Consider the following 14,722-nt stretch of genomic DNA (forward strand, 5'->3'; position numbering starts at 1 on the left):
TATATTCCACCTTCCTACTTGCTCAGTTTTCTCCCTAAATTTCGTGGAACATACCAATTTTGTCTTTTATTCTCTGCATTTCATTATCTGCTTCAATGATAGCTCTTGCAGAATGAAGTAATTCTTCACTTATCTCATCATAGCCAGGCATTTCTTCAATTCCTTTTTTATAGCGAAGTTGATGTTCCAATGTTGCCCAGAAATCCATACCATTGGTTCGAATCTGTAATTCTACACGCATAGGTGTTTTACCCTTAGCAAAAAATACTGGTATTTCAACAATCATATGATAGCTTCGATAACCATTCGATTTTGGATTTTTTATATAATCTTTTATTTCAATAACTTTAATATCATCCTGTTGGGTAATCAAATCTGATATCATATAAATATCGTCAATAAACGCACAAACTATTCGAACGCCTGCTACATCATTGAGATATGTCTGTATATTTTCTGTTGTAAATTCATATCCCATCTTCTGCAGTTTATCGTAAATACTATTGGGCTTCTTAATTCTTGTTTTTATAAAAGAAATAGGATTTCGATTGTTCTCAACTGAAAATTCATCATCCAAAACCTCAAGTTTAGTTTGTATCTCCCGAATAGCACAACGATACATCATCATTAAATTATAAAATTTTGTAGCATTATTTAAAAACTGTAGTGATTCCGGACTGTTCATCCTGAGTTTTTTTACTTCATCTTTTGTCATGGAACTTTCCTTTCTACCTCATCCCTGATTTCAAAACATTATTTATTTTGATAGTTGATTCGTTCTCCTTGAATTACTGGATAACAAATCATTTTATCACTATCCAGATTTTCTACATGCATATCTACTGCACTGATCTGATGGTTTTCATAAGTATTGTAATAATAAATACCTTTTGTAACATTACAACACGACGTATACAATGTGATTTCATATTTTCCATCCGCTACTTCGCAACATCCTCGTTGCTGATCCACAGATCCGAGAATGTGGAAGAATTGGCTAACGCTTTCTTCCTCTGATTCACCTGAAATTGCATTTACCTTTGTAAAAGCTACACGTACAAAGCGTGAGGAAGATGAGAGATCTCCCGGAAGACCTAATCCTCCCATACCTCTACTATATGCATCAAGAGCCAAATTTTCGCAGAAAGTATTTCTGGGCTGTTTAGGAGATAAATGCATATAATTATTTAGTTGAAACATCTGCTGTGGAAATGGCGGATTATTCGTAAGCACTCCTACTGGATTATCATAAATATGCAAACCATCTGACATAGATTCTACCGTAATTGACTCATTCTCATCAGAAATGATCCAGTGTAATTGTGCTAATGGCAATTGCTCGCTGAAAGGAGTATTAACAATATTAATTCGTTCAAGAAGCTCGCGAACTTCAACTAAAGAAGAACACTGGCTTAAAATCCACGGAATAAATTCAAACTGTGCAATATTTTCCACATCTGGCTTAATCGCGGCATAAACAGCATTTCCGACAAAATTCAGTCCTGCCATTGCCACTCCTTTTTCATTCATAGCATCATAATACAAAGGATAATCCTCTGCAACATGAGCCATTCCAATAATTGCATAATGATTTTTCATATCGCCAACATGGCGAAAATTAAACGCATAATTACGTGGTGTAATTACTATCTGATCACCATAAGAGAATTCATAATCGAGGGTTCGTCCAAAGTAAAAATCTTTTGTTTTATAAGTTGCTGCTGTACACATGATCGTTTATCCTCCTAAATAGATTAAAATATGTCAATGAGTTTTTTTCTTGAACAATAATATAGCACAATCTTTTATTTTGTTCCAACTTCATACATGATCATAACATGTAAACTTTAAACTATTTTCCTAGATTATTTCTCCATCAGTTTTTCAAACCAGGTATTCATAGCTAGGATGAATTGACCTACGTCTGGCAATTCTTGCAGCATTTCGTTTAGGGTTTTGTGCTTCACATATTTCTGCACATACACCCAACAGGCAACGCTACTGGCTTCTGATACAATGTCAGCTATGGTTTTGCGCATAAGCTCTTCAAATTCAGCAATTTCTTCTTTCGGAACAACATCATACAGTGTTGGTGCCTGATGACTTATTTTTACTCCATTTTCATTTGCATCTTTAAGCAGATTCTTAACTTTTTCTCTTGAATCCTCCGGTACTTTCATGTACTCCCACATAAATGCTACCACATCGGCTGGTGTGTCTTTTTTTAGTGGTGGTAACTGAATATAATCATTGTTTTCGCTCATTTTCATATCCTCCTCACGATATAATAAAATCAATAAGACGTTCTCTTGTCATGTCCAGTACAGTGTCCACGAATACTCCTGCAAACAGGATCAGATACAGAATTACACTCAGCGAAAATAGAAATGCAACCTGTACCCAGTCATGATAACAGTATGCAGTCGCTATAATCAACAAAGTGAATATAAACCCAAGGATCCCTCTGACAACCGCATAAGTCTGTACTGTCATCTTCACTGCCAGGCCGATCACAAAAAGAATCAGCCATACCGGCAGTAATAATATCTTCCCAGCAAGTTTTAAAATAAACATGTACACCTCCTATCTTACCAGTCCTGGCATATCATGGTTCACCTCTGCCTGATAATACCCGTTCATCGTTGACGGTGCATTAAACAGGGCTGCTAATAAATATTTCTTGATGTTCTTCACCTTTGTGGTGTTACCACGCATACAGTGTAAGACATACTCGATATGTGAATAGGTCAGCATCAGAAATTTTTTCTTCACCAGTGATGCCGGATACCAGTTGCTGGCAATCAAGATCTTGTCATTTTTACACATCACAGTTTCTACGATCAGGTTCACGATTTCATCTACCTGTCGCATATCGTCATGATGGGTTACTTCCAGTGATTCATAATCAATGGTCTCTTTGACAAGGTTTTCATAAGCCTGATAATCCTCAGAGCGGTTATCGCTATCAAATCTTTTCTCATCCACAGATATGATATGATTAGATTTATTATCATTCATTTCAGTATCACTAAGATTAGTATTATTAGGGTTTGAAATGTAAACTTCTTGAAGTTTGTTTTCGAGACTTCTAGAAGTTTGATTTTGGGACTTCATGAAGTTTGAATTGTAAACTTCTGTAGATTTCTCATTTTCCACAGAAGTTTGTTTTTTAAACTTCTTTAATTCCTCTCCAAATTTTTTCTCATCTGTTTTCTCAGGCATAAAGGTTTTCACGTAGATAACTTTCACCTTTCCAAATCCCTGTCTGCGTTTCTCAATCAGACCAATTCCTGTTTCGTCATCCAGTTCTCTCATGGATTTAATGGCTTTATTTCTGCCACAGTTCAGTAATTCCATGATATCTTCGATGGAAAAGTAGATATATGCTCTGTTTTTGTCGTCAAACCACTGATTCTTGATGGAAAGAGACATTCGATCCAACATCAGTCCATATAAAATTTTAGCATCGCTCGATAAATCTTTAAAATAACTGTCTGTAAATAATGCTTTTGGTATGCGGTAGAAGCTGAACTGATCAGCTTCGGTACCGTAAAAATAATTAAATGTCATTTTTTTCTCCATAGTTTCCTCCTTTCATTTTCTGCTAAGAAGTCCTCTTTTTAAACTTCTTTGACTTTGTTTTCTTAGCTTTTTCTATCCTTAACAGGACTGTTCCTGCATCCATTTTTCTAATAATGATTCAATCACCTGCTCCATATCTTTGGCTGTATAATCATCTGGAAAATACTTTGTTAGTTTCTTTTCTGAGAAGGTGAGAGACCGGGATATCTTCTTTGCCATCACACAGTTATTAAAAATCGATAACATCTGGATCTGATTGATCGGTCCATCATTCAGCTGATTTCTGAGTGCTGCAATCTGCTTTGGCTTAATAAATCCAGTGTCACTAATATATTCGTAAATCCATTCTTGTACTTCCTTATCGATGTAGGAGATATCTACGGCAACCGTGAACTGAAGCTTCTTGCTATCTACCAGATCAAGAAGTTCCGGAATTAACTCTGTCAGTCGAATGTAACGCTGAATCTGTTTATAACTTTCACCTGTCCCATCCGCAATTGCTTCCGTTGTTCTTTTGAACTTTGGGACATTTTGTCCCAAAGTCAAGTCTGTTCGAGAACCTTGGTGTTTCATGGCCTCTTGTTTCATTTTGTAAGCAAAAGCTTTCTCACTCGGCAACAGTTCCTCTCGCTGAATGTTAGCGTCCACCATAGCCACAATGGCATCATCATCCGATAATTCTCTTACGATTGCCGGAATAGTCGTAAGTCCTGCAAGCTGTGCTGCATGCATTCTTCTATGGCCGGATACCATTTCATATTCTTCATTTTCATCCATGCGAAGCAGTACCGGTGTCAGCACTCCATTGATCTTTACGCTTTCTACCAGGTCCTGCATCTTTTCATCATCCAGAACCTTGAACGGATGATTCTTAAACGGATGGATCTTACTGATCTCTATCTCCATTGCTGACTCTTCATTTACCACACCAAGCAATTCATCAATACTAGCCAGTTTAATCTTTTCGCCACTTCTATTTTTCATTATTCAAAACCTCCTGTGTCAATTTCATATATGCCTCAGCAACTTTTCCTTTCGGACAGTGCATGTAGATACTTTTTCCCTCTGCACTGGTCTCAGCTGCTTTTACGGACATCGGAATCACATTTTCAAATACTTCTATCTGGCTTCCGTAGGTTGTATGTACTCTCGATGCAATGTCCCTTGCGTAATTGGTTCTAAAATCTACCATAGTCAGGAGAATGCCCTCAATCGCCAGTTTCCGGTTCAGCCTTTTCTTTACTGTAAGAATGGTCTTGATCAGCTGCTGAAGTCCTTTCACCGGCAGATATGCGGCCTGTACAGGTATCAGCACGGAATCGGAAGAGACCAGTGCATTGATTGTCATCATACCAAGGCTTGGCATACAGTCGATCAGGATATAATCGTATCGGCATCTTATCGCATCGATATATTCTTTCATGATCATTTCTCTGCTCATAACATTTCCCATCGTTACTTCCAGTGCGGAAAGCTCAATATTTGCCGGGAGAAGATCTACATTTTCCTGGTGATGTAAGATCCCATCTTCCAAAGAGATTTCTTCTTCGTTGATGACATCCATCATGATCGTTGCCAGTGTGATGCGAAGATCATCCGGTTCCTCATATCCAAGACTTGCGGTTAAACTTCCCTGTGGATCCGCGTCGATCAGCAACACTTTCTTACCTTCTCTTGCCAGTCCAATGCCTACATTTACGGTTGTGGTGGTCTTTCCGACGCCACCTTTCTGGTTTACTACGGATATAACTTTACACATGATTGCTTCCTCCTTTAACTTTCCCATGATTCTTTTTTCCATAATTTTAGTAGTGCCAATATTTCCCGTTTCATCATTGCCGGTGTATAGGAATTCGGAAAATACTTATGTAGCTGTTCGTTTGTGAAAGCTACTCTTGTGATTTCACCCTTTTTCACTTCACACATGATTTCTTCCATCTTTTCCAGTGACAACTGCTTTTCTTTACTCAGTTGCCGGATTCTCTGGGCCTGTGAGAGTGACGGGATTGCCTGTGCATACTCCATTGCTACAAGCAGTTCCTTTTGCTCTTTTTCACTTAATGCAGCTATCTCTACAGCCGGACAAAAAGAAATAATCTCATCATCCAGTTTCTGCAACATTTCCGGTATAAGCTTTGTCAGTGATATATAACGCTGCACTTGTTTTGGGCTATCACCACAATCCTCACTGATAATATCTATCGATCGTTTTCTTGGTGTTTTGTGGTCAACTTGGCTCTTTTTTCGACCACTTTTTCTTTTTAGTACGTCATTCTTCAGTTTGTAAGCAAAAGCTTTTTCGCTGTAGCTGATCCGTTCTCTGTGAAGATTAGAATCCACCATACTTAAAATGGAATCATCTTCACTTAATACCCGGATGATCACCGGTACTTTTCGGTATCCCAGTTTCTCCGCAGCATGTTTTCTTCTGTGGCCGGATATGATCTCATAGTATCCATCCGGTACCGGTCTGACGATCAGCGGATTTAATATTCCATACTTCTCAATGCTTTCCTGCAAAAGAAACATTTCCTTATCATCTTTCACCTGAAACGGATGCTCTTTGAACGGTCGAAGACGCTCAATCTCAATTTCTATGATTCTTTCTTCGTTTTCTTCTGATTGTCTGTTTGGTTCAGTCATCTTGACTCCTTTCCTCCAGGATTCAGGAACTAAAAAATGCCTGCCTGGAACTTTTTTAGTTAGAAAAGTTCCAAACAGACATTGCTGTTTAACCATTAGCTGTAGCTAATAGAATTGAATACTGTTTCAGCTAATTCATGTTTGCAAGTTTGGGAGAGTTTGTTTCTTTTCTCGCCTTTTCTCTGATTTACATTCCCAAATAAGGGGTGACAACAGAGCAGAACCCAAATGTTAGCTGAACTTCTTAAAACCCATGTTTGCAAACCGGTAATTTTGATTAGCTGTCAGCTAACAAAAATCGGATTTCGTTAGCTGGAAATTGATCATTTTGAATGGAATTTTGTGTCACGAACGTGATTAGAAAATAACAAAAGCGTTCGCTGTCAGCTAATCCAGCTAACATTTTCGAACGCTTTGAAGCCCGTCGCCAAGAGGATTTGAACCTCCGACCCCTCGCTTAGGAGGCGAGTGCTCTATCCAGCTGAGCTATGACGACACATGCCGCAAACCCTTGATTTTACTGGGTTTCTGGGATTTTTCCCTTCGGCCATATATAAGATTATCAACTCTATTTCGAGTTGTCAATCTACAGATTTTTTTGATTTGGTAACATTAGAACGTTCCCCAATTTGGGGAATGCTTTGTTGTCACCTTTGGCATTTTTCAGAATAGATTTGAACTGAAAGTTGTTTTTCATTTTTTCCCTTTGGGGAATGCCTCGGCTTTCGCTTAGGAGGCGAGTGCTCTATCCAGCTGAGCTATATGGACATTTAATCAACACCCATAATATAAGTTACTGTTCACTCCGTTCTCAGTAACTTAACCAAAATTCATTCCAGATTACCTGCGACAATGGGATTTTGGCTTGTATGTCTCGGGACTTTGGCATATTTTTGCAAAAATACCTCGAGGAATAATGGTGTATGAACAGTAACTAATATACTATATTTCAAAGAAAATTACAAGTGCAATCTGGCTTTTCTTATCTAATTTTCTGCTTCCGGATTCCATGTATTATCTTCCAGCTTTTGAATCATCTCACCCAGTTCAACAGTATATGCTACTTTTACATCACTATCCTGTTTAACGATAAACTCAGACAACCCGTAAGCCTGTCCATTATCCGCCCAGTCATAAGTATATCCCAATCTTGTCCATGGATATTCGCCATCATAATAGCTGGAAATAATGTTCGCATCAAACCATGCTTTATAATCCGCATCAACATCTTCGGAGAATGAATCTGTCATTTCTACTGTTCCAATATCCGAAATATATGCCGGACGAAAAACATCTTCCGGTTTTACCCACATAGCTGTAACATAGTTAGATTCATTATCAGGAGTCAGACCAAGCAATTCTTTCATTCTTGTCTGCCAGTCTGTTACACCCTCTTTATTTTCCTGATACCAGTCTTCCAGTTCACCACCTGTAAATGTCCATACATTTCCCCATTCCAGTTTCACATCAGTGCCATCCAGATAACTGTCCGGATATTTATGGAATGTATATAGAAGAACTCTTCCCTCTTCATTATAAACTGCATAAGGCTCTCCCTCATCCAGGCTTACTACCGGAAGAATCTCACCATCCTCAGCAATCATCGCATCTTCAACTGCCTGATCAAAAAGAATCTGCAGATCATCTTCACTTTCAGTAGAGGAATCGGTTTCTGCTGCTTCTTCTGTCTCTGTTGTTTCTTCTGCCTGTACACTTACAGATACCCCGCATGATACAACCATTACAGAAACCAGAACCCCACTTATCATCCATTGTTTCCATAATTTGTTTTTCATATAATATCACCTTCCTTTTTTCAGTTTTCCACCTTGCCTGCTCCAAGTATATCATAGGAATTCATTCTTTTCTTACCCATGGAATGAATTGCAAATATTCGGCGTGAAATGTATATTTCTATAGCATTTCCTCGTCAAGTGGATTGCTATAAGCATGTTTCACGTGAAACATATTCTTGTAAAACTCAAGATAGCATGGGCGAAATATTCGTCCATGCCATCTTAAATCATTTTAATTAATAGTGCAACTGTCCCTGGAGCCATATGATTCCTTTGAATCTACGTCCGATCTTTGGCTCCCCCAGCAAATCATTCTTATTGATACAAACATCAAACTGCATATCATTACAGTCTAATGTAAGCTGGCAGATTTCTTCTCCTGTTATAATGTTCTTGAATGTCATAAAATCCAGAATCTCACCCATGATACTATATTGATCACATTCAATTCCATATGGCATGAAATAGGAATCCACTATAGAAAAAATATCGTCTGTAACTATACGCTGAGAAATCATGGAATATGTATCCATATCCTCCATCGTGAGGCTCTCCATAGCCTCTTCATCACCGTTTCTGGCGGCTGCAATGAGATGATTTCTGTTCTTTGTCAGTTCACGTTCTGCTTTTACTGCTTCTTTATCTTTCTCTACAGGAAAAAGGATTTTTCCTTCCCTGGCCAGCCCGGAAAGGGTTAAAGGCTGGCCACCCGGAAGTATGTTGCCTTTTTCACGCTGTTGCAGATACTCAGCAGCATTCTGAAGATAGAAAATTAAAGTAACCCCAATTCTCAAATCGTCACAGGCACCTGCAAAAGATTCTTTGTCTGCATGTCTTTCTATCACAACACTCTCCTGTGTTGTAATGCCTGTTCCGCGAAAAAAAGGAAAATAATAATCCGGATAAAATACGTTGTTTTCATCATACTGCCCGCAGACAGTAATTCCACAATCGCATCCATAATTCTTGGAAAACTCTGCAAACATACCATCAGGGTAGTTCTCTATGACCGTTTTCTCATCATAAGTTTCAACCACATCCGTAATGATCTGTCTGATACTGCTTCTTTTGGTGATCCTGGAAAAACCAACTGCCCTCAGATAACTGTGCATAAGAACACCTCCCTGAAAAAGCTCACCCTCCATTAAGCGTGCTTTTTCTCAATCTTTGTCATACCACCCATGTATGGCTGCAGAGCTTTAGGAATACTTACAGAACCGTCTTCATTCAGGTTATTCTCCAGGAATGCGATCAACATTCTAGGCGGTGCTACAACAGTATTATTTAATGTATGTGCAAGATATTTCTTACCATCTTTTCCGTTTACACGGATCTTAAGACGACGTGCCTGTGCATCACCAAGGTTTGAACAGCTTCCTACCTCGAAATATTTTTTCTGACGTGGAGACCATGCCTCTACGTCAAGAGATTTTACTTTCAGGTCTGCCAGGTCACCGGAGCAGCACTCAAGTGTACGAACCGGAATATCCAGAGAACGGAACAGATCTACTGTATTCTGCCATAATTTATCAAACCACATCGGACTCTCTTCCGGTCTGCAGACAACGATCATTTCCTGTTTTTCAAACTGATGAATACGGTAAACGCCTCTCTCCTCAAGTCCATGAGCACCTTTTTCCTTACGGAAACATGGAGAATAGCTTGTAAGAGTTTTCGGAAGTTCTTCCTCAGGAATGATCTGATCGATAAATTTACCGATCATGGAATGTTCACTTGTTCCGATCAGGTATAAATCTTCACCCTCAATCTTATACATCATGGCATCCATTTCAGCAAAACTCATTACACCTGTTACAACATTGCTTCTGATCATAAAAGGAGGTACACAGTAAGTAAAACCTCTGTTTATCATGAAGTCACGTGCATAGGAGATTACTGCTGAGTGAAGTCTTGCGATATCTCCCATTAAATAGTAGAAACCATTTCCCGCAACACGTCTTGCACTGTCAAGATCGATTCCATCAAAGTTTTCCATAATTTCTGTATGATATGGCACTTCAAAATCCGGAACAACCGGTTCACCAAACTTCTCTATTTCTACGTTCTCGCTGTCATCTTTACCGATCGGTACAGATGGATCAATGATATTCGGAATTACCATCATATCTTTGAGAAGTTCTTCCTCTACCTCTTTCTCTCTTGTGGAAAGTTCTTCAATACGGGTTCCGGAAGCAGCTACCTGTTTCTTTACTTCTTCAGCTTCTTCTTTCTTTCCCTGTGCCATCAGTGCACCGATCTGTTTGGAAATTTTATTTCTCTCTGCACGAAGAGCTTCTACTTCCTGTTTGATTTCGCGATTCTCTTTGTCCAGTTCCAGAACTTTATCCACTAATTCCAGTTTATTATCCTGAAATTTGTTGCGGATATTCTGTTTTACAACTTCCGGATTTTCTCTCACAAATTTAATATCTAACATCTTGTTCCTCCTGAAATATTCTATTACATTATGTAATGATGTCAGGGTAAAATCTGGCAACAACTTTCCCCCTGATATCAATTTATCATATCATGTGCATTCCTGCACAAAACAGATTCTCTTTTAGTATGCTCTTGTTTTCAACTTTTAAACATTACTGTTCACTCCGTTCACAGTAACTTTTAAAAAACTTTATTCTTCAATATTATCCAGTCCAAAATTCACTGCCTTACGAAGTGCCTCTACTTCTTCCTGGCTGAGCATAACGTAGGATTCGCCTTTTACAATTTCTTTCATATACAAAAAACAATTGTCCCGGCTGTGTACTGCATTTAAGATAAGGCCTGTGTTCTCTTTGTCCAGCAAAGCCAGCGCAAAACTTAACTTTCCACCTACATCATCAAATGCGTCATACTTTTCTACGCCATATTTATTAAACATTTTATCAAGATTCTTTTTGATAAAAAGAAGATCATGATCATGTTCTTCCTTCGCATCATAGAGCTTATCTATCTGAGCGAATTTTCTAACGAATACTTTTTCCAGAGACTGTGCATCTGAACCTTTCATGAACGTCTTATATTTACGTTCCAGACGGCTCAGGCGCATATTCATACTGATATTCCTTACCAGCAGGAAGATAGTAAGAATCAGCAGTATAATAATGATGATCCCGGAATCAATTCCAAGATTTTCAAAAATGCCACTCATATTACTGTCACTCCTAACCAATGGATTCGAAAAGATCTATGATTCTTTCCAGTTCATCCTTGGAATAATATTCAATTTCAATTTTACCTTTGTCATTTTTCTTTCTGTGAATCTGGACTCTGGTACCCATGATACTTTTCATTTTTTCTTCCAGACTCTCATATATTGCATCCTCAGCAGAACTGAATTTGCTCTTCTTTGCTGTTTTTGGCGGCTCCAGCATACGTTTTACAAGCGCTTCTGTTTCACGAACACTTAATTTCTCGTCAAAAACCTTCATTGCAATTGATTCCTGCTTTTCCTTATCTGCTATCGAAAGGATTGCCCTGGCATGACCGGCAGTGATCATCTCATCAATCAGCATCTGCTGCACTTTTTCACTGAGTTTGAGAAGTCTCATTGCATTTGTTACTGCTGTTCTGCTCTTCCCTACACGCTCTGCGATTTCATCCTGTTTCAGATGAAATTCATCAATCAGTCGTTTATATGCCATCGCTTCTTCCACAGGGTTTAAATCTTCCCGCTGAATATTCTCAATCAGGGAAATTTCTACTAATTCCTGCTCAGAAAACTCTTTAACAATTACAGGAATCTCTGTCAGTCCAGCAAGCTTTGCCGCTCTCCAGCGTCTTTCACCTGCAATTATTTCATAGTAGTCCTTTTTATCAGACACGAGAAGCGGATGGAGTACACCGTACTGTTTAATAGACTCAGACAGTTCCATGAGTGCATCTTCATCGAACTGTTTACGTGGCTGATCCATATTCGGCTCTACACTTGAGATCTTTACGATCATTGCCCCTGTTTTCGAATCTGCTGTTTGCTTCTTTGCAACAGTAGGGTTTGTCTGTTTTTCAGCTACGTCAGATTTCTTCTCTGTTTTAACTGTTTTGGTTGTTGTCTTTCTGGCAGGTTCTTTGACAACAGATGTTCTGTCTGGAAAAAATGCATCTAAGCCTCTGCCAAGACCGTTTTTTCTTCCTGCCATTAATTATCCTCCCTGTTGAGCACTTCCTCTGCCAGAAGCCTGTAGCTTTCTGCTCCTGCTGATCTCGGATCATAGATATTAATCGGCTGTCCATAGCTTGGAGCCTCCGCCAGTCTTACATTACGTGGAATAATTGTTTTATAAATATTCTGATTTAAATTCTCTTTTACGTTTTCCACTACCTGCAGAGACAGGTTTGTTCTTGCGTCATACATTGTGAATACTACGCCTTCCATTTTCAGACGTTTATTCAGTCTTTCTTTTACCAGATCAATGGTATGAATCAGCTGTGAAAGTCCCTCCAGCGCATAATATTCACACTGGATCGGCACTAATACAGATGTAGCTGCGGTTAATGCATTGATCGTCAGCATATTTAATGACGGCGGACAATCCAGTATTATGTAATCATATTTACGTCGAAGCTTATCTGTAATTCCCTTTAAGATAAATTCTTTATCATCGATTCCTACCAGCTCGATTTCTGCACCGGAAAGATTAATATTAGATGGAATCAGGTCAAGATTCTCAACAACATCTTTTACAATCGTGTCTTTCGTTTCTGCCTCTCCAAGCAAAAGTTCATACAATGTATTTTCTATGCCGTTCTTATCAACGCCGAAACCACTGGTAGTATTTCCCTGTGGATCCATATCAATTGCGAGAACCTTTTTCCCTTTTTCTGCAAGACATGCTGAAAGATTAATTGCAGTTGTTGACTTTCCAACTCCGCCTTTCTGATTAGCAACTGCTATAATTCTTCCCAACTTCATTCCTCCTTTATGAGGTTTTAATTGTAGTTATTCCTATTTTGCCTGTTACATTATTTTTTATAATGCCAACAGGCATATGCATGTTTATTATAACACTTTTATTTTAATCATGCCACATAATGTTTCACGTGAAACATAAAAAAACACATTATTTTTAACATAAATATTGTATATTTTGTGGTGATTGACATTTTCTTTTTCCATCAATCGTTACTGTTCACTCCGTTCTCAGTAACGCAGCCAAAATTCCAGATTGCCTGCGGCAATGGAATTTTGGCTTGTATGTCTCGGGATTTTGGCACATTCATGCCAAAACACCTCGCGGGATTGTGATGTGTGAACAGTAATCATCAAGTTACTGTTCACTGGTAATATCCCGCGAGGTGTTTTTTGTGAGTGAAGGTCACAGAAAACCCGAGACATACTGCGCGAATTTATGCGATTAGCATAAATTCTGTGCATCGCGAAGCGTGTTGCTGTGAACGGAGTGAACAGTAACATCATCAATCCATATGGTTCTTTTTTTCGCATCATATTTTCTTGTAAAACAGACAGTATCGCGGTATAATATGGGTATATAATTTTAGCAGGCTAATCACTTGTTATGCTTGATAAAGGAGGCCGAAAATGAGTAAAAACAAGCACAAATTTCTTACATTTGCTGCTCTGATGACCGGCGCAACTGTTGCTGTTCATTTCATTAACCACACGATTGCTACTGCTGCACAATTAAAACAGATGCTCCACATTTCTAATGACAATTACTTTGAATGGCGCTTTGGGAACATTTATTATACCAAAAAGGGAACTGGGTCACCGATTCTTTTGATTCATGACACTTTACCTGGAGCTTCCGGGTATGAATGGAGCAAAATTGAAGACGAACTGGCAATTGACCATACCGTATATACTGTTGATTTGTTAGGATGCGGACGTTCGGACAAATCCAGCATTACCTATACAAATTTTGTTTATGTTCAGATGATCAGTGATTTTATCAAAAAAATAATTGGTCAGAAAACAGATGTGATTGCAAGTGGTTTTTCAGGCTCTTTTGTTACTATGGCCTGTCACAATGAGAAAGAACTTTTTAACAAAATCATGCTGGTAAATCCGCCCAGCCTGACTCAATTAAAACAGATGCCAAACAGAAAGGACCGCCTGTTAAAAGCAGCTCTGGAAATTCCGATTTTCGGAACTCTGGTTTATCATATGATCGTATCACGTGATAATATAAATAATCTTTTTATCGAGAAGATGTATTATAATCCATTCCATGTGGATAATCAAATGGCAGATGCTTATTATGAAGCAGCTCATAAAGGTGGATATTATACCAGATTTTTGTACTCCAGTCTTGCAGCTAAGTATATAAATATAAATATCTGTCATGCACTTAAGGCACTGGATAACAGTATTTATATTGTTGAAGGTGAAACAGAGCCAAACGGAAAGGCTGTCACTGATGATTATTGTGCCTCCAACCCGGCTATTGAAGTTTCTGTTCTCAAAGAAACAAAACATCTTCCACATGTTGAAGCACCTGAAGCGTTTCTTGAACAGGTTAAAATCTTCTTTTAAGCCTTATATTTAAGCCAGAACGAGTCGACGAGTTGATTTTGAGACAGTTTTGAAGGATAAATTTTTTTATTTCAAATCGGAAGAAGGCGACGTTGCGGTGACTACAGCAACCGAATTCGGACAAAATATACCGCAAAGTGGGGCGTGCAGATTGTGGAAATGATTTTTCAAACACGCTCTAATACAACAAAAAGTGAGGCAGGCATATGGA

Annotated in this window: 16 protein-coding genes and 1 tRNA gene; 1 reads left to right on the forward strand and 16 read right to left on the reverse strand. The window is 38.6% G+C overall.

The genetic code is table 11. The annotated features are described in order from the left end of the window. Positions 1-34: 34 nt before the first annotated feature. From LJE09_RS07325 to LJE09_RS07395, 15 genes are all read right to left on the reverse strand, one after another. Positions 35-715, reverse strand: a complete 681-nt coding sequence (locus LJE09_RS07325; RefSeq protein ID WP_005347231.1) for a GTP pyrophosphokinase — start codon at positions 713-715, stop codon at positions 35-37. A 38-nt stretch (positions 716-753) separates the two neighbouring features. Next, entirely contained in the window at positions 754-1,731 is a 978-nt protein-coding gene (gene bsh / locus LJE09_RS07330) for a choloylglycine hydrolase (protein WP_118339757.1), read from the reverse strand. A gap of 134 nt (positions 1,732-1,865) precedes the next feature. Continuing rightward, on the reverse strand, positions 1,866-2,270 hold the full coding sequence (locus LJE09_RS07335) for a hypothetical protein (protein WP_118339754.1): 405 nt from the start codon (positions 2,268-2,270) through the stop codon (positions 1,866-1,868). A gap of 7 nt (positions 2,271-2,277) precedes the next feature. Continuing rightward, positions 2,278-2,574, reverse strand: a complete 297-nt coding sequence (locus LJE09_RS07340; protein ID WP_118339751.1) for a hypothetical protein — start codon at positions 2,572-2,574, stop codon at positions 2,278-2,280. A 9-nt stretch (positions 2,575-2,583) separates the two neighbouring features. After that, positions 2,584-3,582: a DUF6017 domain-containing protein gene (locus LJE09_RS07345; protein WP_173720419.1), complete on the reverse strand. Its 999-nt coding sequence runs from the start codon at positions 3,580-3,582 to the stop codon at positions 2,584-2,586. A 78-nt stretch (positions 3,583-3,660) separates the two neighbouring features. Then, positions 3,661-4,566 (reverse strand): ParB/RepB/Spo0J family partition protein, encoded by a 906-nt coding sequence (locus tag LJE09_RS07350; protein ID WP_173679440.1) that lies wholly within the window; start codon positions 4,564-4,566, stop codon positions 3,661-3,663. After that, entirely contained in the window at positions 4,556-5,341 is a 786-nt protein-coding gene (locus LJE09_RS07355; protein WP_055163322.1) for a ParA family protein, read from the reverse strand. The genes LJE09_RS07350 and LJE09_RS07355 overlap by 11 nt, the downstream gene beginning before the upstream one ends. A 14-nt stretch (positions 5,342-5,355) precedes the next feature. Continuing rightward, a complete protein-coding gene (locus LJE09_RS07360; protein ID WP_227311104.1) occupies positions 5,356-6,321 on the reverse strand; it encodes a ParB/RepB/Spo0J family partition protein in 966 nt (321 codons plus the stop codon). A 326-nt stretch (positions 6,322-6,647) separates the two neighbouring features. Further along, positions 6,648-6,721, reverse strand: a tRNA-Arg gene (locus LJE09_RS07365). Positions 6,722-7,211: 490 nt separating this feature from the next. Next, positions 7,212-8,021, reverse strand: a complete 810-nt coding sequence (locus LJE09_RS07370) for a hypothetical protein (protein WP_173681490.1) — start codon at positions 8,019-8,021, stop codon at positions 7,212-7,214. Between the two features lie 236 nt (positions 8,022-8,257). Next, the gene (locus tag LJE09_RS07375) at positions 8,258-9,133 is read right to left on the reverse strand and encodes a DUF3881 family protein (RefSeq protein ID WP_008708032.1); all 876 of its coding nucleotides are present in this window, start codon (positions 9,131-9,133) and stop codon (positions 8,258-8,260) included. 32 nt (positions 9,134-9,165) lie between these two features. Further along, on the reverse strand, positions 9,166-10,458 hold the full coding sequence (serS, locus tag LJE09_RS07380; protein WP_008708031.1) for a serine--tRNA ligase: 1,293 nt from the start codon (positions 10,456-10,458) through the stop codon (positions 9,166-9,168). 192 nt (positions 10,459-10,650) lie between these two features. Next, on the reverse strand, positions 10,651-11,169 hold the full coding sequence (locus tag LJE09_RS07385; RefSeq protein ID WP_020993348.1) for a DUF4446 family protein: 519 nt from the start codon (positions 11,167-11,169) through the stop codon (positions 10,651-10,653). Positions 11,170-11,182: 13 nt separating this feature from the next. Beyond that, positions 11,183-12,157, reverse strand: coding sequence for a ParB/RepB/Spo0J family partition protein (locus tag LJE09_RS07390; protein WP_008708028.1), 975 nt, complete (start codon positions 12,155-12,157; stop codon positions 11,183-11,185). Next, positions 12,157-12,924 (reverse strand): ParA family protein, encoded by a 768-nt coding sequence (locus LJE09_RS07395; protein WP_025578451.1) that lies wholly within the window; start codon positions 12,922-12,924, stop codon positions 12,157-12,159. The genes LJE09_RS07390 and LJE09_RS07395 overlap by 1 nt, the downstream gene beginning before the upstream one ends. A gap of 633 nt (positions 12,925-13,557) precedes the next feature. Here LJE09_RS07395 and LJE09_RS07400 point away from each other — a divergent pair. Then, entirely contained in the window at positions 13,558-14,511 is a 954-nt protein-coding gene (locus tag LJE09_RS07400; RefSeq protein WP_008708024.1) for an alpha/beta fold hydrolase, read from the forward strand. Between the two features lie 66 nt (positions 14,512-14,577). Here the strand turns inward: LJE09_RS07400 and LJE09_RS18740 are convergent, their stop codons facing one another. After that, the gene (locus tag LJE09_RS18740; RefSeq protein WP_334297975.1) at positions 14,578-14,682 is read right to left on the reverse strand and encodes a DUF6783 domain-containing protein; all 105 of its coding nucleotides are present in this window, start codon (positions 14,680-14,682) and stop codon (positions 14,578-14,580) included. Positions 14,683-14,722: the final 40 nt, after the last annotated feature.

It is taken from the genome of Blautia sp. DFI.3.45, assembly GCF_020593505.1.
In the GTDB taxonomy this organism is placed as follows: Bacteria; Bacillota; Clostridia; order Lachnospirales; family Lachnospiraceae; genus Blautia_A; species Blautia_A wexlerae.

Bases quoted from the DNA above. Each gene is read 5' to 3' on its own strand.
- LJE09_RS07325 (WP_005347231.1), bottom strand. From the start codon at position 715: ATGACAAAAGATGAAGTAAAAAAACTCAGGATGAACAGTCCGGAATCA.
- bsh (WP_118339757.1), bottom strand. From the start codon at position 1,731: ATGTGTACAGCAGCAACTTATAAAACAAAAGATTTTTACTTTGGACGA.
- LJE09_RS07335 (WP_118339754.1), bottom strand. From the start codon at position 2,270: ATGAAAATGAGCGAAAACAATGATTATATTCAGTTACCACCACTAAAA.
- LJE09_RS07340 (WP_118339751.1), bottom strand. From the start codon at position 2,574: ATGTTTATTTTAAAACTTGCTGGGAAGATATTATTACTGCCGGTATGG.
- LJE09_RS07345 (WP_173720419.1), bottom strand. From the start codon at position 3,582: ATGGAGAAAAAAATGACATTTAATTATTTTTACGGTACCGAAGCTGAT.
- LJE09_RS07350 (WP_173679440.1), bottom strand. From the start codon at position 4,566: ATGAAAAATAGAAGTGGCGAAAAGATTAAACTGGCTAGTATTGATGAA.
- LJE09_RS07355 (WP_055163322.1), bottom strand. From the start codon at position 5,341: ATGTGTAAAGTTATATCCGTAGTAAACCAGAAAGGTGGCGTCGGAAAG.
- LJE09_RS07360 (WP_227311104.1), bottom strand. From the start codon at position 6,321: ATGGTTAAACAGCAATGTCTGTTTGGAACTTTTCTAACTAAAAAAGTT.
- LJE09_RS07370 (WP_173681490.1), bottom strand. From the start codon at position 8,021: ATGAAAAACAAATTATGGAAACAATGGATGATAAGTGGGGTTCTGGTT.
- LJE09_RS07375 (WP_008708032.1), bottom strand. From the start codon at position 9,133: ATGCACAGTTATCTGAGGGCAGTTGGTTTTTCCAGGATCACCAAAAGA.
- serS (WP_008708031.1), bottom strand. From the start codon at position 10,458: ATGTTAGATATTAAATTTGTGAGAGAAAATCCGGAAGTTGTAAAACAG.
- LJE09_RS07385 (WP_020993348.1), bottom strand. From the start codon at position 11,169: ATGAGTGGCATTTTTGAAAATCTTGGAATTGATTCCGGGATCATCATT.
- LJE09_RS07390 (WP_008708028.1), bottom strand. From the start codon at position 12,157: ATGGCAGGAAGAAAAAACGGTCTTGGCAGAGGCTTAGATGCATTTTTT.
- LJE09_RS07400 (WP_008708024.1), top strand. From the start codon at position 13,558: ATGAGTAAAAACAAGCACAAATTTCTTACATTTGCTGCTCTGATGACC.